This window comes from Kitasatospora sp. NPDC059577, assembly GCF_042735475.1.
In the GTDB taxonomy this organism is placed as follows: domain Bacteria; phylum Actinomycetota; class Actinomycetes; order Streptomycetales; family Streptomycetaceae; genus Kitasatospora.
In genome coordinates, this window is the sequence record NZ_JBHWBZ010000006.1 from 27,281 (window position 1) to 43,924 (window position 16,644).

The window sequence follows — 16,644 nt, forward strand, 5'->3', positions numbered from 1 at the left end:
GCACGTCCCGGCGGCGGCGCGTACGGTCGGAGACCGGTCCCGCGTACGGTCGGAGCCGACGACGACGCACCCGGCGACGACGCACAGGGGAGGGCCATGACCGCCGAGACCGATCCAGTCGGCAGTCCCACGACCGTCGGACCACTGCCGCCGGCCGGCCCGCGGCGGCTGCGCCTGCTCAGCTACAACATCCGCTCGCTGCGCGACGACCGGCGGGCGCTGGCCCGAGTGATCCGGGCCTGCGCGCCCGACCTGGTCTGCATCCAGGAGTCGCCGCGCTACTGGCGTCCCGAGGGGCAGGCCGGGTGGCTGGCCCGGCACACCGGGACGGAGGTGCTGGCCGGCGGCGGGCGGACCGCGGCCGGTCCGCTGCTGCTCGGCCGGCCCGGCGCCGCCGAGGTGCTGGGGGTGCACGACCGGCTGCTGCCCAAGACCCGCGGCCTGCACGCCCGCGGCTTCGCCACCGCGCTGCTGCGGCTGCCCGGCACGGCGCCGTTCACCCTCACCAGCTGCCACCTGAGCCTGCAGCCCGAAGAGCGGTACGGGCAGTTCGAGCTCCTGCTCGACCAGCTCGCGATCGCCGAACACGGCGTCGTGGCAGGGGACTTCAACGAGCACCCGGACGGGCCCGGCTGGCAGCTGCTGGCCTCCCGGCTGCAGGACGGCCACCCGACCGCCCCCTGGGGCGGCGAGTTCACGTCCGTACCGGAACGCCCCTACCAGCGGATCGACGCCGTCTTCGCCACCCCCGGGATCACCGTCCTCGGCTGCGGGGTGCCGCACGGGCTGCCCGGGGTCACCGAGGCCGACCTGCGGGCCGCGACCGACCACCTGCCGGTGCTCGCGGTCCTGGAGGTCCCGGAGGGCTAGGCCCCGCCCTCGGACCCTCTCCGGCGGACCCCCGCCCTCGGACCCTCTCCGGGGACCCCCGCCCTCGGAGCGGGGCCTGCGGACCGGCGCCGGAGGGCCGGTCCTACACGACCGCCCCGTGGTCCGGGTCCTCCGGCTCGTCCTCGTCGCGGTCCCGCATCCGGGCCACCAGGGTGACGAAGCCGCCGAGGAAGGCCGTGACCCCGACCCAGGCGGGCCAGCCGGAGATCTCCCGCCAGACCACCGCGTCGACCAGCAGCAGCGCCGGGCCGCCGAGCACGGCGAGCCAGGCGAACTTGGCGGTCACGTCGGCCTCGGGCAGCGGCGGGGGCTCCGGTGGGACGAAGTGGCCCTCGTCGGTCTCCTCGTCCAGCTCGAAGTCGCGCGGACCCGAACCGGCGGCGGGCATCACCGGCCGACCGGAGCGGGGGCGCGGCTGCGGTGCGAGGTCGGCGAGGTCGCCCTGCCCGCCGGCTCCGGGGCCGTCCTTGTAGCCGCCCTTGAACCCGTTCTGCGCCCGGAGGTTCTCGACCTCGGGCCAGTTGGGGTTGTTGAGGTCGACCGGGTCGTCGAACTGGGCGACCAGGGCCGCGAAGATCTCGTCCTGCTCGGCCTGGCTGCGCTCGGGCGCGCGGCGTGGCCCGGCGGGGACCCCCGGCCCGGCGGAGTCGCCAGCGGTGTCCTTCGCGGGCGCCGGTGCCGGCGTGGGGGCGGGTGCCGGTGCCGCGGCGCCCTCCGCGCCGGTACGGTCCGTCGGCGCACCGCCCGGGGCGGCGGCGTCCTTCGCCCCGCCGTCCTGCGTAGCGCCGTCCCTCGCCCCGCCGTCCTTCGTCGCGCCGTCCTCGCGGGGAGTCTCGTCCCCGCCGCCCGCCGTGCTGCTCTCGTGCACTTCCGGCCCTTCAGCCATGGTGATCGTCGGATTCGACCCGGGTTGCGCCCGCCGCGTGCGCGGGGGCCAGCCGTCGGATGAAGTCCTGGCTGGCCGCGAATATTTCCGCCGCGTCGTGGTCCAGCGTCGCGACGTGGAAGCTGCGTTGGCACAGCCGCTCCGTCACGTCGGTCGAGGATATCCGGGCCAGCACCAGTTCCGAGTTGGCCGGCGAGACGACGTGGTCCTGGGGGCTGTGGAAGAGCAGGACCGGCTGGGTCACCTCCGGCAGCCGGTCCTGGACCTCCCGCCAGAGCCGGCTCAACGACCAGGCGGCGTGCAGCGGCGTCCGGTCGTAACCGTGTTCGGTCACCCCGGTCCTGGCGATGTCGTCGGCGATCCCGGGCACGCTCGGGACGAGGTGGCGCAGCACCGGAAGCAGCACACTCGCGGGGGTGTCCGAGCGCACCGACGGGTTGACCAGCACCAGCCCGGAGACCGTCGGGCCGTGCAGCGCGGCGAGCCGCAGCGCCAGCGCGCCGCCCATCGACAGCGCGCAGACGAAGACCTGCTCGCACTCGTCGGCGAGGGCCAGCAGCTCGCGTTCGACCTCGGCGTACCAGTCCTCCCACCGGGTGAGCTGCATGTCCTGCCAGCGGGTGCCGTGTCCCGGCAGCAGCGGCAGCGACACGGTGTACCCGGCCGCGGCCAGTTCCTCGGCCCACGGGCGCAGCGACTGCGGCGACCCGGTGAAGCCGTGGCAGAGCAGCACGCCCACCGCTCCACCGCGGTGGCGGTACGGTTCGGCACCGGGCAGCAACGGCATGGCGGACTCCTTCGCGGGCGGGTGGCGCTGGGGGAGGGACGCTGGAGGGGCAGCTGCAGGAATTCGCATCGTCCCACGCCCCGCGCCGGGCCGTACACCCCCATCGGCGGGGGCGGGCACAGTCGACGGCCGCGGGGCATTAGGATCGACCGGTCCGCATAACAGGAGGCCCGGGTTGTTCTACCGACTGATGAAGATGATCGTCGCGCCACTGCTTCGGATCTTCTTCCGGCCGTGGATCGAGGGTGAGGAGAACATCCCCACCGAGGGTGCGGCGATCATCGCCAGCAACCACCTGTCCTTCTCGGACTCGTTCTTCTTCCCCGCGCTGATCAAGCGCCGGGTGACCTTCATCGCGAAGGCCGAGTACTTCAACACTCCGGGCCTCAAGGGCCGGCTGACCGCCGCGTTCTTCAAGGGCGTCGGTCAGCTGCCGGTGGACCGCTCGGGCGTGCGCGGCGCCGGCGAGGCCGCGATCCGCAGCGCCATCGCGGTGCTGGAGCGCGGCGAGCTGTTCGGCGTCTACCCGGAGGGCACCCGTTCGCCCGACGGCAAGCTGTACCGCGGCAAGGTCGGCGGTCTGGCCCGCGTCGCGCTGGCCACCGGCGCCCCGGTGATCCCGGTCGCCATGATCGACACCGAGAAGGTGCAGCCGCCCGGCCAGGTGGTCCCGAACTTCGGGACCCGCCCCGGTATCCGGATCGGCCGCCCGCTCGACTTCTCCCGCTACCACGGCATGGAGAACGACCGCTTCATCCTCCGTTCGGTGACGGACGAGGTGATGTACGAGATCATGCGGCTCTCCGGCCAGGAGTACGTGGACATCTACGCGACCGCGGCCAAGCGGCAGATCTCCGAGGACAAGAAGAAGGCCGACGCCGAGCGTCGCGCCGCGGCCAAGGCGGAGAAGGCCGAGGCCGCCGAGGCGGAGAAGGCGGAGAAGACCGCCGAGGCCGAGAAGGCCGCCGAGGCGGACAAGGAGACCGGCTCGGCCTGACGGCCCGGCCGGGCCCGGGGGAGGGGCGGATGACGGACGGCGGCAGAGCCGGCGCGGTGGGCGGGACGGTGGCGGCCGGCGGCATGTCCGTCGAGCTCCCGCTGTGGAAGGCCATCTCCTACTTCCGGATGCTGGCCCTGATCTACGCCCTGCTCCGGTACTTCAACTCGTACCTGCACTTCCTGCACCCGGTGGCGGGCTGGATCTTCCTGGGCGCGCTCACCCTCTGGACCCTCGCCACCACCCGGGCCTTCGCCAACCCGCAGCGCTGCACCTGGTACGTCCTGGGCGTCGACCTCACCCTCGCCGTCACCGGCATCGTGATGAGCGGCCTGACCGACGCCCCGGCCCGGATCAGCCACGGCGCGCCGACCCTGCCCACCATCTGGGCCGCGGGCACGGTGCTCGGCTGCGCCGCCAAGGGCGGCTGGCGGCCGGCGGCGGCCACCGGTTCGGTGATCGGCGTCGCCAACATCCTCGGCCACGGCGGGCCGACCGGCGACAACATCCACAACATCGTGCTGCTGATGGTCGCCGGGTGCGCGATCGGCTACGTGATCGAGCTGGCCCGGGCCAGTGAGGCCACGCTCACCCGGGCGCTCCAGGTCGAGGCGGCCACCCGGGAGCGCGAGCGGCTCTCCCGGGACATCCACGACGGCGTGCTGCAGGTGCTGGCGCTGGTCCAGCGGCGCGGCTCGGAGCTGGGCGGGGGGACGGGCGGCGCCGCCGGCGGCGCGGACTTCGCCGAACTGGGCCGCCTGGCGGGTGAGCAGGAGCGGGCGCTGCGGACCCTGATGACCGGTGGTCCGATCCCGGCCCAGCGCCTGCCGGAGCCCGACGCCGCCGAACCGCGCGACCTCACCGCGCTGCTGCGCCCGTACGCCGACGAGCGGATCACGCTCTCCGCGCCCGGCACCCCGGTGCTGCTGCCCGCCCCGGCGGTCGGCGAGCTCGCCGCGGCGGTCGGCGCGGCCGTCGACAACGTCCGCCGGCACGCCGGGGAGGGGGCCCGGGCCTGGATCCTGGTCGAGGACGAGCCGGAGGCCGTCACGGTCAGCATCCGCGACGACGGCCCCGGCTTCGCCCCGGGCCGGCTCGGCGAGGCGGAGCTGGCCGGACGGCTCGGCGTCTCCCAGTCCATCCGCGGCCGGCTGCTGGACCTCGGCGGCACGGCCGAGCTGTACTCGGCGCCCGGTGAGGGCGTCGAGGTCGAACTGCGGGTCCCGAGGAAGGCCACTCAATGACAGACCAGCTGATGACCGATCAGCCGACCACCGACCGGCCGGTGCGGGTGATGGTGGTGGACGACCACCCGATGTGGCGGGACGCGGTCTCGCGCGACCTCGCCGAGGCCGGGCTGGACGTGGTGGCCACGGCGGGCGACGGCGAGGAGGCCGTGCGCCGCGCCCGCGCCTGCTCGCCGCAGGTCATCGTGCTGGACCTCAACCTGCCCGCGCTGCCCGGTGCCGAGGTGTGCCGCCAGGTGGTCGCGCACGACCCGGCGGTGCGGGTGCTGGTGCTGTCGGCCAGCGGGGAGCACCAGGACGTGCTGGAGGCGGTGAAGTCCGGTGCGACCGGGTACCTGGTGAAGTCCGCCGGACGGGAGGAGCTGCTGAACGCGGTGCTCCGGACGGCCGTCGGCGACGCGGTCTTCACCCCGGGCCTGGCCGGGCTGGTGCTCGGCGAGTTCCGCCGGCTGGCCACCGAGCCGGCCCCGGCGTCGGCGCCCGCGGCCCCGCAGCTGACCGCCCGGGAGACCGAGGTGCTGCGGCTGGTGGCCAAGGGCCTGTCGTACCGCCAGATCGCCGACCGGCTGGTGCTGTCGCACCGCACGGTGCAGAACCACGTCCAGAACACGCTCGGGAAGCTGCAGCTGCACAACCGGGTGGAGCTGGTCCGGTACGCGATCGAGCAGGGCCTGGACGACGAGATCTGACGGGGCCCGGGCGGTCGCGAACCGCCCGGGACGCCGTCGACCCGTCGTGCCCCGACCGTTCAGCGGCGGACCGGCGCCGCCTCGCGCAGCAGGCCCGCCACGATGTCCACGCCCTCGCGGGTGAGCACCGACTCGGGGTGGAACTGGAGGCCGGCGAAGCCGGGCCCGCGCAGGGCGTGGACGTCGCCGGTGGCGGCGTCCCGGGCGACCTCGACGCCCACGGCGGCGAGCCGGGCCGCGTCGGCCTCCGAGCAGCGCGCGGTGAAGGTGTTGTAGAACCCGACCGTCCGCTTGGTGCCGAACAGGTCGATGGTCTCCTGCGCCCCCTGGTACGGGACGGCCTTGCGGCCCAGCGCCAGCCCGAGTTCGGCGGAGAGCAACTGGTGGCTGAGGCAGACCGCGAGCAGCGGTGCGGTCCGGGCGCCGGAGCGGGCGGCGGCCAGGGAGTCCGCGACGATCGGTCGCAGCACGGCCATCTTGGGGTCGTCGGCGAGCGCCGGGTCGCCGGGGCCGGGGCCGAGCACCAGCGGACCGGGGTGCGCCGCGACGAGTGCGCGCAGCCCGGGCTCGTCGTAGCGGACGACCGTCACCCGGTGGCCGAGCGAGCCGAGCAGGTGGGCGAGCATCGAGGTGAAGGTGTCCTCGCCGTCCACGACCAGGGCCGGCTCGGTCTCGGTGACGAGGGCCGGCGTCTGCATCCGCAGCCAGAACGGTGCGAGGCCGGCCCGGCGGGCGTCGAGCGCGGCCTGCACCCGGTGGTCGTCGGCGAGCCGGGGGCCGGTGGGGTGGGGGAGCCGGGCGGGCGCGGGCCGGGCGCCGATCGCGGTGAGCACCCCGGCGGCCTTGGCGTGGGTCTCGGCGACCTCGGACTCCGGCACGGAGTGGCGCACCAGGGTGGCGCCGACCCGGACGACGAGCCGGCCGGTGGCCGGGTCGATGTCGGCGGTGCGGATGCAGATCGGCGAGTCCAGCAGCTGCCCGCCGCTGGCGGAGCGTCCGATCAGGGCGAGCGCGCCGGAGTAGTAGCCGCGCCCGGTGGGTTCGTACCGGTTGATGACCCGGGTGGCGTTCTCGACCGGGCTGCCGGTGACGGTGGCGGCGAACATCGTTTCGCGGAGCACGTCGCGGACGTCCAGCGAGGTGCGGCCGCGCAGTTCGTACTCGGTGTGGGCGAGGTGGGCCATCTCCTTGAGCCGGGGCCCGAGCACCTGGCCGCCGAGGTCGCCGACCGTGCACATCATCTTGAGCTCCTCGTCCACGACCATGGTGAGTTCCTCCAACTCCTTGGGGTCGTGCAGGAACCGGAGCAGTGAGTCGATGTCGGAGCCGCCCGCCGGATAGCGGTAGGTGCCGGAGATCGGGTTCATCACGACGGTGCCGCCGCTCTGGCGGACGTGCACCTCGGGGGAGGCGCCGACCAGGACCCGTTCGCCGGTGTGCACCAGGAAGGTCCAGTAGGCGCCGCGTTCCTGCTCCAGCAGCCGTCGGAAGAGGGTCAGCGCGAGGGCCGGGTCGAAGTCGTCGAGGGTGGCGTGGAAGTCGCGCCGGATCACGAAGTTGGCGCCCTCGCCGTTGCCGATCTCGTCCTCGATCACCCGGCGGACGATCGAGGCGTACGAATCGTCGTCCACGTCGAACGCGCCACCGGCAAGTGAGACCGGCAACTGCGGTAGGGCGGACGTGAATTCGGCCAAGGGGAGGACGTGCTGTTCAGCCACCGCGAGGGCCTGCAGCGGGGTGCCGTCGTCGTGCGCCTCGAAGCCGCGCTCGCGGATCTGCCGGTACGGGACGAGCGCGAGCAGGTCGTGCACCGGGGTGCCGCCGGCCGGGACGCCGCTGCGCACCGGGAGGTCGGCGAGGCGCCGGTAGCTGTCGACGGTGCCCAGCAGCACCTCGACGGTGTCCGGGGCGAGCCGGGGGGTGCGGCGGTGCAGCAGGGCGAAGGCGGGGGCGCCGGGGGCGGTGAGACGGGTGAGCAGGTCGGTGACGGTGGTCACGGTGCGGCTTCCTTCCGGGTGGATGGCGAGGGCGGTGCTGGGTCCGCTCCCGGAGGGCCGTCTGCTCAGACGCCGACGGCCGCCCCGAGGGGCGGCCGTCGTGTTCGTCTAGGAACGCGCGATCGGTGGGCCACCCTTGGAGGAGGCCCACCACCAGGAGTGGTTGTGGGGCGCGTGCATGGGTCGAGCGTAGCGGATCCGGCAGGACGGGTGAGCGGCGTCACGCCTTTGTCCGAGATGTGTCTCACCCCTCGGGCAATGGTCACGAATCGCTCGTGCCACCCCGTAGCCTTGGCCGTGTGACCGCTACGACTGAGACATCGAGGGCTGCCCACTCCTGGCAGTCCCTGCCCGCGGCGCAGCAGCCTGAATGGCCGGACCAAGAGGCTCTGCGCAAGACCCTTGCCGAGCTCGCCTCGTATCCGCCGCTCGTCTTCGCCGGCGAGTGCGACCAGCTGCGCGCCCGGCTCGGAGCCGTGGCGCGCGGGGAGGCCTTCCTCCTCCAGGGCGGTGACTGCGCCGAGGCCTTCGACGGTGTCTCGGCGGAGCACATCCGCAACAAGCTGAAGACCCTGCTCCAGATGGCCGCCGTGCTGACGTACGCGGCCTCGGTGCCGGTGGTGAAGGTCGGCCGGATCGCCGGCCAGTACTCGAAGCCGCGCTCCAAGGCGACCGAGACCCGCAACGGCGTGACCCTGCCGGTCTACCGGGGCGACTCGGTGAACGGTTTCGAGTTCACCCCCGAGTCCCGCAACCCGGACCCGGAGCGCCTGAAGCGGATGTACAACGCGTCCGCCGCGACGCTCAACCTGGTGCGCGCGTTCACCACCGGTGGTTACGCCGACCTGCGCCAGGTGCACGCGTGGAACCAGGACTTCGTCCGCAACTCGCCGGCCGGCCAGCGCTACGAGCAGCTCGCCCGGGAGATCGACAACGCGCTGGCGTTCATGAACGCCTGCGGTGTCGCGCCGGAGGAGTTCAAGACGGTCGAGTTCTTCTCCTCGCACGAGGCGCTGATCCTCGACTACGAGACCGCGCTGACCCGCGTGGACTCGCGTACCGGCGAGCTGTACGACGTCTCCGGCCACATGGTGTGGATCGGCGAGCGCACCCGGCAGCTGGACCACGCGCACATCGAGTTCGCCTCGAAGGTCCGCAACCCGATCGGCGTCAAGCTCGGCCCGACCACCTCGGTGGACGAGGCGCTCGCCCTGATCGAGAAGCTGGACCCGGAGCGCGAGCCCGGCCGCCTGACCTTCATCACCCGGATGGGTGCGGGCAAGATCCGCGAGCACCTGCCCGCCCTGGTGGAGAAGGTCACCGCCTCCGGCGCCAAGCCGGTGTGGATCTGCGACCCGATGCACGGCAACACCTTCGAGGCCTCCAGCGGCCACAAGACCCGCCGCTTCGACGACGTCCTGGACGAGGTCAAGGGCTTCTTCGAGGTGCACCGCGCGCTCGGCACCCACCCGGGCGGCATCCACGTGGAGCTGACCGGCGACGACGTCACCGAGTGCGTCGGCGGCGGCGACGAGGTCATGGTGGACGACCTGCACCAGCGCTACGAGACGGCCTGCGACCCGCGGCTCAACCGCAGCCAGTCGCTGGACCTGGCCTTCCTGGTCGCCGAGATGTACCGGGGGCAGTGAGCCCCGCGCACGGCCGGCCCCGCGCGGGCCGAATGTGACGAAAGCCCCTCCGGATTCGGGGTTCCCGAGCCCGGAGGGGCTTTTTCGTACCCGGATCGCCGGGTAAGGTGAGGCTTAGTGAGCTAAGGCAAGCCTTAGTCAAGATCCACTCCGCTTCACCCCGGGAGATACCGCGATGTACGTGTGCATGTGTCATGCGGTCACCGAGGACCAGGTGAAGAAGGCGATCGACGGGGGTGCCGGCACCCCCCGCCAGATAGCGAAGGGCTGCAAGGCCGGCACCGACTGCGGGTCCTGCGTGCGCCGGATCCAGGCGCTGCTCGGCGAGCACGGCGCCCGGCCCTGCCCGACCGCCCGGCTGGCGGCGAAGCTCGGCCTCGCCGAAGCGGAGCCGCAGCCGGGGGGAGCGGCGGCGGACCCGGCCCCGGCCGCCCCGGCGCCCGGGGCGGTTCCGACGGCCCCGATCGCGCCGGTGCTCCCGCTGCGCGTGGCCTGAGGCCTCAGGACTCCGGCTGCTCGATGAGCTGGGCCAGGTAGAGCGGCTCGCCGAGCTTCTCCAGGAGTTCCAGCTGGGTGTCCAGGTAGTCGATGTGGTGCTCCTCGTCGGCCAGGATGTCCTCGAAGATGTTCGCCGAGGTCACGTCGTTCTTGGCCCGCATCACCACGATCCCGCGCTTGAGCCGGTCGATCGCCTCGACCTCGACCTGGCGGTCGGCCTCGAACATCTCCTTGACCGTCTGGCCGATCCGGACGTGGAAGAGCCGCTGGTAGTTGGGAAGCCCCTCCAGGAACAGGATCCGGTCGGTGAGCGTCTCGGCGTGCTTCATCTCGTCGAAGGACTCGTGCCGGGTGTACTTGGCGAGCTTCGTCCAGCCGAAGTTCTCCTGCATCTTGGCGTGCAGGAAGTACTGGTTGATCGCGGTCAGCTCGGCGGTGAGCTGCTCGTTGAGGAACTCGATGACCTCGGGATCGCCCTGCATGGCGGTGCCTCCTGCGCTCGTCCTGGGGTGGGTCCTGCGCTGCGCATCCTGGCACCGTGGCGGGAAGGAATTCCAGTAAGTTCACACTCACTAGGACATGTGTCGGAATATCCGATTTGGGCGGAAGTTGCTCGGTGAGCGATCGACCGTTGGCCCGTACGAGCGGGGCGTGAACCCACGCCAAGGGGCGCGTGCCGGGGCTCGTCCGCCGTCTGTCACCATGGATCCATGGGTCAGTCCACACACGAACCGCTGCCGCCGTCTGACCCGAGGCTCCCCCCGGGCCAGCGCGCACAGCGCGGCTGGCCCGCCCTGCACTACGGCCCGGTGCCCCGCTTCAAGCCGCTGACCTGGGATCTCCAGGTGTTCGGCGCCACCGCCTCGGCGGAGAAGCACAGCTGGGACTTCGGGGCCTTCAGCGCCCTGCCGCGCACCACCGTCGTCGCCGACCTGCACTGCGTGACCAAGTTCTCCGTGCTCGGCAACGAGTGGACGGGCGTGTCGGCCGCCGCCGTGCTCGACCTGGTGCCCCCGGCCCCCGGCGTCACCCACGTGATGGTCTGGGCGGAGTACGGCTACAGCGCCAACCTGCGGCTCGCCGACTTCGCCGACCCGCGCACCCTGCTCGCCACCCACCGCAACGGCGAGGCGCTGACCGCCGAGCACGGCTTCCCGGTCCGGCTGGTGGTGCCGCAGCTGTACGCCTGGAAGGGTCCCAAGTGGGTCCGTGCGGTGGAGTACATGCGGGCCGACCGGCGCGGCTTCTGGGAGGAGCGCGGCTACCACAACCTCGCCGACCCCTGGCGCGAGCAGCGCTACTCCTACCAGGAGGAGCCGGGCGAGGGCCCGCTGCGCTGAGGCCGCCGCCGGACTTTCCGCGCGGCGCCGGGCCCGGGCCCGGGCGTCGGACGCGGCTAGAAGAGCGAGAACCTGACCGTGACCGCGCTGCGCTGCGGCCGCCGCTCACCGGCCGCCGGGGACTGGCCGTTCACCTTGACCGCGCCGAACACGTCCCAGCCGGTGGTCTGCATCGTGAAGCCCGCGGCCTGCAGCGCCTTCTGCGCCTCGTCCTTGGTCATCCCGGTGACGTTCGGGACCGGCACCATGCCCTTGCTGACCACCAGCGAGACCGCGGCGTTCTCCTGCAGTTGCTGCCCGGCCGCCGGCGAGCTGCTGATCACCGAGCCCTCCGGGACGCCGTCGTCGTAGGTCTCGGTCACGGTGCCCCTGGTCAGCTGGGCGCCGGCCAGGGCCGCGGCGGCGTCGGCGGCGCTCTTGCCGACGAGGTCGGGCACCGCGATCCGCCTGGGCCCCTTGGAGACGGTGACGGTGATCGTGTCGCTCCGGCGGGTGCGCGCGCCGACCCCGGGGTCGGTGGAGATCACCTGTCCGGACGGCACGGACTCGCTGAACGCCTCGACGAACCTGCCGTGCAGGCCCTCCTTGTCCAGGATCCGCTGCGCCTCGGCCCGGTCCTTGCCGAGCACCCCGGGCACCGGGCCGTACAGCCCCTCGGACAGGCCGTAGGTGGCGCCGCCGACCGCCAGCACCAGCGCGGTCAGCGCCGCGGCCCAGATCAGCGCCTTGCGCGGGACCCGGCGCAGCAGGCCGGGCCGGCGCTCGCGCGCCGGGGCCGGTTCGTCGTACGGGCGCGGCTCGGTGAGCAGCTGGTCCATCAGCTCCGGCGGCACGTCCAGCACGCTGGTGCGCTCCGTCGGAGGGGCGTCGGCGGGCTGCGGCAGCGGCTGGATCACCGAGGTCGGCTCGCTGGTCGGGTAGCGCGGGCTGGGCCGGGAGGAGGCCGGCGGCTCGGCGTCCAGCTCGGCCGGGGTGAGGGTGCGGCGGACCCGCTGGACCGCGGCGAGCAGCTCCACCGCGTCGTACGGGCGGGCGTCGGCGACCCGGGCGCAGGCGCCGGCCACGATGGCGTCCAGTTCGGGGCCGACCGCGGGGGCGATCAGGGAGGGGGCGGGGACGTCCTCGTGCAGGTGCTTGTACATGACCTGGACGGGGTTGTCGCCGGTGTGCGGACGGCGGCCGGTGAGCATCTCGTAGAGCAGGATGCCGGACGCGTAGACGTCGACCCGCTGGTCGGTGGGGGCGTCCGGGAGGATCTGCTCGGGGGCGAGGTAGGAGACGGTGCCCATGACCGTGCCGCCGGTGGCGGTGCTGGTCGAGGTGGGTGCGCCGTCGGCGGCGCCGAGCACCCGGACCAGGCCGAAGTCGGCGACCTTGACCAGGCCGCTCTCGGTGATCAGCACGTTCTCCGGCTTGACGTCCCGGTGCACCAGACCGGCCCGGTGGGCGGCGCCGAGGGCGGCGAGCACCGGTTCCAGGACGTCCAGGGCGGCCCGGACGGAGAGTGCGCCGCGGTCGCGCAGCAGGTCGCGCAGGGTGCGGCCGGGCACGTACTCCATGGCGAGGAAGACGTTTCCGCCGTCCGCGCCCTGGTCGAAGACGTTGACCACGTTGGGGTGGGTGAGCTTGGCGACCGCCTTGGCCTCGCGGATGAAGCGGGCGGTGAAGCCCTCGTCCCCGGCCAGGGCGGGGTGCATCACCTTGAGGGCGACGACCCGGTCGAGCCGGGTGTCGGTGCCCTTGTAGACGGTGGACATCCCGCCGGTGGCGATGCGCTGCTCGACCTGGTACCGGTTGTCGAGCAGGGTGCCGATCAGGGGGTCGTGCAGTGCCATGTCCACTCGGGCGAGTCTAGTGCCGGGCCCGCCGGCCGGGCCCGGGGACACCGCCCCCGGGCCCGGCTGTGCCCGGCTTGTGACACGCCTCGGACCCCGCCGCAGGGGGGGCGTCCCCGGATCCCCGGTGACGGGCCCACGGGCGGGAGTGCGGCGACGGACCCTCAGAACGCGGGGAGTTCCCGGGTGTCCAGGTCCGCCCGGCCGGCCATCGCGGACGACGCCTCGGCGTGGAAGCGGCGCGGGATGCGGCCGGCCCGGTGGGCGAGCCGGCCCGCCTCGGCGGCGTGCCGCATCGCCTCGGCCATCAGCACCGGGTCCTGCGCCCGGGTCACCGCGGAGGCCAGCATCACGGCGGAGCAGCCGAGTTCCATCGCCAGCGCGACGTCGGAGGCGGTGCCGGCGCCCGCGTCCAGGATCACCGGGACGCTCGCGCTCTCCACGATCAGCTGGAAGTTGTGCGGGTTGCGGATGCCGAGACCGGAGCCGATCGGTGAGCCCAGCGGCATGATCGCGGCGCAGCCGACATCCTCCAACTTGCGGGCCAGCACCGGGTCGTCGTTGGTGTACGGCAGGACCGTGAAGCCGTCGTCGACCAGGGTCTCGGCGGCGTCCAGCAGCTCGATCGGGTCCGGCAGGAGGGTCCGCTCGTCGGCGATCACCTCCAGCTTCACCCAGTCGGTGCCGAGCGCCTCGCGGGCCAGCCGGGCCGTCAGCACGGCCTCGCCGGCGGTGAAGCAGCCGGCCGTGTTGGGCAGGACGCGGATGCCGTTGCGGGTGAGCACGTCCAGGACGGATCCCTGGGTGCCGGCGTCGACCCGGCGCATCGCGACGGTGGTCAGCTCGGTGCCGGAGGCGAGCAGCGCGCGCTCCAGGACCTCCAGGCTCGGCGCGCCGCCGGTGCCCATGATCAGCCGGGAGGAGAAGGTCGTCCCGGCGATGGTCAGCAGGTCGTCGGCCATCTCAGCCTCCCTGGACGGCGGTGAGGATCTCGATCCGGTCGCCCGCGTTCAGCGGCGTCCCGGGCCACGAACTGCGGGGGACCACGGCCTCGTTGAGGGCGGCGGCGACGCCGGTGTTGGCGCGACTCACGGTGGCGACCAGTGCGGCGAGGGTGGTCGTGGCGGCCACCGTGCGGGGCTCGCCGTTGACGCTCAGGGCGATCTCGGTCGGCGCGGATCCGGCCTGCGTGCTCTCGGCCGGCGCGGTGTCGGTGGGGGTGGTCTCGGTCATGCCAGGGCCTTCGTGGTGGAGCGGTCGGGGGAGAACCGGGTGGGGGTGAACGGCTGTGCCAGTGGCGGGAGTTCGCCGGTGGCCAGGTACTCGGCGAGCACGTCGGCGGTCACCGGGGCGAGCAGCACGCCGTTGCGGTGGTGGCCGGTGGCGGCGACCAGCCCGGGGAGCGCGGTCGGGCCGAGCAGCGGCGCGTTGTCGGGTGAGCCGGGGCGCAGGCCCGCCGAGGTCTCCACGAGCGGGAGTTCGGTGATGCCGGGGACCAACTCATGTGCGTCGCGCAGGAGTTCGTACACCCCGCCGGCGGTGACCGTGGTGTCGTAGCCCTGTTCCTCGGTGGTCGCGCCGATCACCAGCTCGCCGTTCTCCCGGGGCACCAGGTAGATGTGCCCGCCGCGCACCACGGCACGGACGTTGCGGGAGAGGAACGGCCGGTAGGCGGCGGGGATCCGCAGGCGCAGCACCTGCCCCTTCACCGGGCGGACCGCGGGCAGCACGCCCTCCGGAAGGCCGGCCAGCCGGTGGCTGTGCGGCCCGGCGGCGAGCACGACCCGGTCGGCGGTCACCCGCTCCCCGGTGCCCAGCCGGGCGCCGACTGCGCGGCCGCCCTCGACCAGCAGCTCCACCGCCTCGGCGGGCCGGACGGTGACGCCCGCGCGCTCCCCGGCGAGCAGCAGCGCGGTGAGCATCCGCCGGCCGTCCACCTGGTGGTCGTCCGCGACGTGCAGGCCGCCGCGCACACCGGGGGCGAGCATCGGCTCCAGCTTGCGGGCCTCCCGGCCGGTCAGCCACGTCGAGTCCAGGCCCAGCCGCCGGTGGAAGGCGTGCAGTTCGCGCAGTTCCTCGCGGTCGTCGGAGTCCAGCGCGACGGCGATCGTGCCGCAGGCGCGGTAGCCGGTGTCCGCGCCGCCGCTCGCCTCGGTGAGTTCGGCGGCGAAGGCCGCGTAGCGTTCGTTGGAGGCCATGCCGAGGCGCAGCAGCGGCTCCTCGCCGTACTGGAGCTCGGTGACCGGGGCGAGCATCCCGGCCGCGACCCTGGCCGCCCCGCCGCCGGGGTCGGGGTCGACCACGAGGGTCCGCAGCCCGCGCTGCGCCGCCCGCCAGGCGACGGCGAGGCCGATGATGCCTCCGCCGATCACCAGGACGTCGGCGTGGGCGCCTGATGGCAAGCGTGTCAAAGCTGCTCCTCTCCCTTCGCCGGTATGACCCGGATCAGGTTCGGACGGTCGCGGGCCGTGCCAGCCCGCCTCTCAGCCCGGTTCGCCGGGCTCCCGTGATGGTGCCCCCACCATAACGCCGGGGCCCGGCCGGGCCGAAGGGCCGTACGAAGGGTGGACGGCCCCCGGGCGGCAGCCCGGCGCTGAGTACAGTGACGGGCGTGGCAGAGCTGAGCGGAACGGATCGGGTGGTCGTCGTCGGGGCCGGGCTGGCCGGGGCGCAGTGCGCCCTCAAACTGCGGCAGGGCGGCTGGCGCGGGCGGATCACGCTGGTCGGCGAGGAGCCGCACGCGCCGTACGACCGGCCTCCGCTCTCCAAGGACGTGCTGCTCGGCAAGAGCGACAGCACCACCCTGGACATCGACTACGCGCATCTCGGCGTCGAGGTGCTCACCGGCCGCCGGGCCATCGGCCTCACCCCCGGCGTGCTGCACACCGACGACGGCGACCTCCCGTACGGCTCGCTGGTGATCGCCACCGGCGCCGTCCCGCGGGCCCTGCCCGGCGCCGAGCGCGCGCACCTGCTGCACACCCTGGACGACGCCCTGGCGCTGCGCGCGCTGCTGCGGCCCGGTCTGCGGCTGGTGCTGGTCGGCGCGGGCTGGATCGGCGCCGAGGTGTCCACCGCGGCCCGCGAGGCGGGCTGCGAGGTGACCGTGGTCGAGGCGGGCCCGGCGCCGCTGCCCGGCGCGCTGCCGACCGGGGTCGGCTCGGCGATGGCCGCCTGGTACGCCGAGGCCGGCGTCGACCTGCGCTGCGGGGTCGGGGTGGCCGCCGTCGAGCCCGGCGCGGTGCTGCTGGCGGACGGCTCGCACCTGCCGGCCGACGAGGTGGTCGTCGGTGTCGGCGCCCGGCCCGCGACCGCGTGGCTGGCGGGTTCCGGGATCGAGCTGGACGGCGCCGGCGCCGTCGTGGTGGACGCGCGGCTGCGTACCTCCCTGCCCGGCGTCTTCGCGGCCGGCGACTGCGTCAGTTACCCCTCGGTCCGGGCCGGTGCCCGGCTGGCCGTCCAGCACTGGGACCACGCGCTGCAGTCCGGCGAGGCGGTGGCCGCCGCCGTCCTCGGCACGGACGCACCGCCGTACGACCCGGTGCCGTACTTCTGGTCGGAGCAGTTCGGGCGGATGGTGCAGTACGCGGGCCGGCACGCCGAGGGCGACGAGCCGCTGTGGCGCGGCGGCCCGCAGGACGCCTCGTGGGCGGTGCTCTGGCTGCGCGACGGGGTGCCGAGTGCGTTGCTGACGGTGGACCGGCCACGCGACCTCACCCAGGGGCGGAAGCTGATCGAGCGCGGCACGGCCCTGGATCCGGCCCGCGCGGCGGACCCGGCGGTGCCGCTGAAGTCGGCCGTCGCCGGGTAGCGCCTGGTGCGCGGTGG

The 16,644-nt window shown here is 73.8% G+C and carries 16 protein-coding genes and 1 riboswitch; of the genes, 8 read left to right on the forward strand and 8 right to left on the reverse strand.

Annotated features, from left to right (window positions below):
* Window positions 1-96: 96 nt before the first annotated feature.
* Window positions 97-870: an endonuclease/exonuclease/phosphatase family protein gene (locus tag ACFV0O_RS07930; RefSeq protein ID WP_380337903.1), complete on the forward strand. Its 774-nt coding sequence runs from the start codon at window positions 97-99 to the stop codon at window positions 868-870.
* A 103-nt stretch (window positions 871-973) separates the two neighbouring features.
* Here the strand turns inward: ACFV0O_RS07930 and ACFV0O_RS07935 are convergent, their stop codons facing one another.
* Window positions 974-1,777: a hypothetical protein gene (locus ACFV0O_RS07935; protein WP_380337905.1), complete on the reverse strand. Its 804-nt coding sequence runs from the start codon at window positions 1,775-1,777 to the stop codon at window positions 974-976.
* Complete coding sequence (locus ACFV0O_RS07940; protein ID WP_360262154.1) at window positions 1,770-2,564, reverse strand: alpha/beta fold hydrolase; 795 nt, start codon at window positions 2,562-2,564, stop codon at window positions 1,770-1,772. Before ACFV0O_RS07940 ends, ACFV0O_RS07935 begins: the two co-directional genes overlap by 8 nt.
* Window positions 2,565-2,739: 175 nt before the next feature.
* Between ACFV0O_RS07940 and ACFV0O_RS07945 the strand changes: the two genes are divergently transcribed.
* Genes ACFV0O_RS07945 through ACFV0O_RS07955 form a run of 3 tightly spaced genes read left to right on the forward strand, consistent with a single transcriptional unit; the run spans window position 2,740 to window position 5,497 of the window.
* Entirely contained in the window at window positions 2,740-3,561 is an 822-nt protein-coding gene (locus tag ACFV0O_RS07945; protein ID WP_380337908.1) for a lysophospholipid acyltransferase family protein, read from the forward strand.
* Window positions 3,562-3,590: 29 nt separating this feature from the next.
* A complete protein-coding gene (macS, locus tag ACFV0O_RS07950) occupies window positions 3,591-4,805 on the forward strand; it encodes a MacS family sensor histidine kinase (protein ID WP_380337911.1) in 1,215 nt (404 codons plus the stop codon).
* Entirely contained in the window at window positions 4,802-5,497 is a 696-nt protein-coding gene (locus tag ACFV0O_RS07955; protein WP_360262157.1) for a response regulator transcription factor, read from the forward strand. The genes macS and ACFV0O_RS07955 overlap by 4 nt, the downstream gene beginning before the upstream one ends.
* A 59-nt stretch (window positions 5,498-5,556) precedes the next feature.
* Here the strand turns inward: ACFV0O_RS07955 and ACFV0O_RS07960 are convergent, their stop codons facing one another.
* Window positions 5,557-7,494 carry an anthranilate synthase family protein gene (locus tag ACFV0O_RS07960; RefSeq protein ID WP_380337914.1) on the reverse strand — a complete coding sequence of 646 codons (1,938 nt, stop codon included), beginning with the start codon at window positions 7,492-7,494 and terminating at the stop codon, window positions 5,557-5,559.
* A 299-nt stretch (window positions 7,495-7,793) separates the two neighbouring features.
* Here ACFV0O_RS07960 and ACFV0O_RS07965 point away from each other — a divergent pair, with 299 nt between their 5' ends.
* Window positions 7,794-9,143, forward strand: coding sequence for a class II 3-deoxy-7-phosphoheptulonate synthase (locus ACFV0O_RS07965; protein ID WP_380337917.1), 1,350 nt, complete (start codon window positions 7,794-7,796; stop codon window positions 9,141-9,143).
* Window positions 9,144-9,318: 175 nt separating this feature from the next.
* A complete protein-coding gene (locus ACFV0O_RS07970) occupies window positions 9,319-9,639 on the forward strand; it encodes a bacterioferritin-associated ferredoxin (protein WP_380337919.1) in 321 nt (106 codons plus the stop codon).
* Window positions 9,640-9,643: 4 nt separating this feature from the next.
* On the opposite strand, the gene bfr is transcribed toward ACFV0O_RS07970, so the two are convergent.
* Complete coding sequence (bfr, locus tag ACFV0O_RS07975) at window positions 9,644-10,123, reverse strand: bacterioferritin (RefSeq protein WP_360262161.1); 480 nt, start codon at window positions 10,121-10,123, stop codon at window positions 9,644-9,646.
* 228 nt (window positions 10,124-10,351) lie between these two features.
* Here bfr and ACFV0O_RS07980 point away from each other — a divergent pair, with 228 nt between their 5' ends.
* Window positions 10,352-10,981, forward strand: a complete 630-nt coding sequence (locus tag ACFV0O_RS07980) for a sulfite oxidase-like oxidoreductase (RefSeq protein ID WP_360262162.1) — start codon at window positions 10,352-10,354, stop codon at window positions 10,979-10,981.
* A 56-nt stretch (window positions 10,982-11,037) separates the two neighbouring features.
* On the opposite strand, the gene pknB is transcribed toward ACFV0O_RS07980, so the two are convergent.
* The 4 genes from pknB to thiO all read right to left on the reverse strand — a co-directional run bounded on the left by pknB (window position 11,038) and on the right by thiO (window position 15,227).
* Window positions 11,038-12,816, reverse strand: a complete 1,779-nt coding sequence (gene pknB / locus ACFV0O_RS07985) for a Stk1 family PASTA domain-containing Ser/Thr kinase (RefSeq protein ID WP_380338279.1) — start codon at window positions 12,814-12,816, stop codon at window positions 11,038-11,040.
* Between the two features lie 164 nt (window positions 12,817-12,980).
* Complete coding sequence (locus ACFV0O_RS07990) at window positions 12,981-13,778, reverse strand: thiazole synthase (protein ID WP_360262163.1); 798 nt, start codon at window positions 13,776-13,778, stop codon at window positions 12,981-12,983.
* Between the two features lies 1 nt (window position 13,779).
* Window positions 13,780-13,980: a sulfur carrier protein ThiS gene (gene thiS / locus ACFV0O_RS07995; protein ID WP_380338281.1), complete on the reverse strand. Its 201-nt coding sequence runs from the start codon at window positions 13,978-13,980 to the stop codon at window positions 13,780-13,782.
* Window positions 13,981-14,045: 65 nt separating this feature from the next.
* Window positions 14,046-15,227, reverse strand: coding sequence for a glycine oxidase ThiO (thiO, locus tag ACFV0O_RS08000; RefSeq protein ID WP_380337924.1), 1,182 nt, complete (start codon window positions 15,225-15,227; stop codon window positions 14,046-14,048).
* Window positions 15,222-15,334, reverse strand: a riboswitch (TPP riboswitch). It overlaps the preceding gene by 6 nt.
* Window positions 15,335-15,418: 84 nt before the next feature.
* On the opposite strand from thiO, the gene ACFV0O_RS08005 reads away from it, so the two are divergent.
* Entirely contained in the window at window positions 15,419-16,627 is a 1,209-nt protein-coding gene (locus ACFV0O_RS08005; protein ID WP_380337926.1) for an NAD(P)/FAD-dependent oxidoreductase, read from the forward strand.
* The last annotated feature ends 17 nt before the right edge of the window (window positions 16,628-16,644 follow it).

What these genes read in the sequence shown, in the direction of transcription:
- macS (WP_380337911.1), top strand. Translation starts at nt 3,591, where the DNA reads ATGACGGACGGCGGCAGAGCCGGCGCGGTGGGCGGGACGGTGGCGGCC.
- bfr (WP_360262161.1), bottom strand. Translation starts at nt 10,123, where the DNA reads ATGCAGGGCGATCCCGAGGTCATCGAGTTCCTCAACGAGCAGCTCACC.
- ACFV0O_RS07955 (WP_360262157.1), top strand. Translation starts at nt 4,802, where the DNA reads ATGACAGACCAGCTGATGACCGATCAGCCGACCACCGACCGGCCGGTG.
- pknB (WP_380338279.1), bottom strand. Translation starts at nt 12,816, where the DNA reads ATGGCACTGCACGACCCCCTGATCGGCACCCTGCTCGACAACCGGTAC.
- ACFV0O_RS07930 (WP_380337903.1), top strand. Translation starts at nt 97, where the DNA reads ATGACCGCCGAGACCGATCCAGTCGGCAGTCCCACGACCGTCGGACCA.
- ACFV0O_RS07990 (WP_360262163.1), bottom strand. Translation starts at nt 13,778, where the DNA reads ATGGCCGACGACCTGCTGACCATCGCCGGGACGACCTTCTCCTCCCGG.
- ACFV0O_RS07980 (WP_360262162.1), top strand. Translation starts at nt 10,352, where the DNA reads ATGGGTCAGTCCACACACGAACCGCTGCCGCCGTCTGACCCGAGGCTC.
- ACFV0O_RS07970 (WP_380337919.1), top strand. Translation starts at nt 9,319, where the DNA reads ATGTACGTGTGCATGTGTCATGCGGTCACCGAGGACCAGGTGAAGAAG.
- ACFV0O_RS07935 (WP_380337905.1), bottom strand. Translation starts at nt 1,777, where the DNA reads ATGGCTGAAGGGCCGGAAGTGCACGAGAGCAGCACGGCGGGCGGCGGG.
- ACFV0O_RS07940 (WP_360262154.1), bottom strand. Translation starts at nt 2,564, where the DNA reads ATGCCGTTGCTGCCCGGTGCCGAACCGTACCGCCACCGCGGTGGAGCG.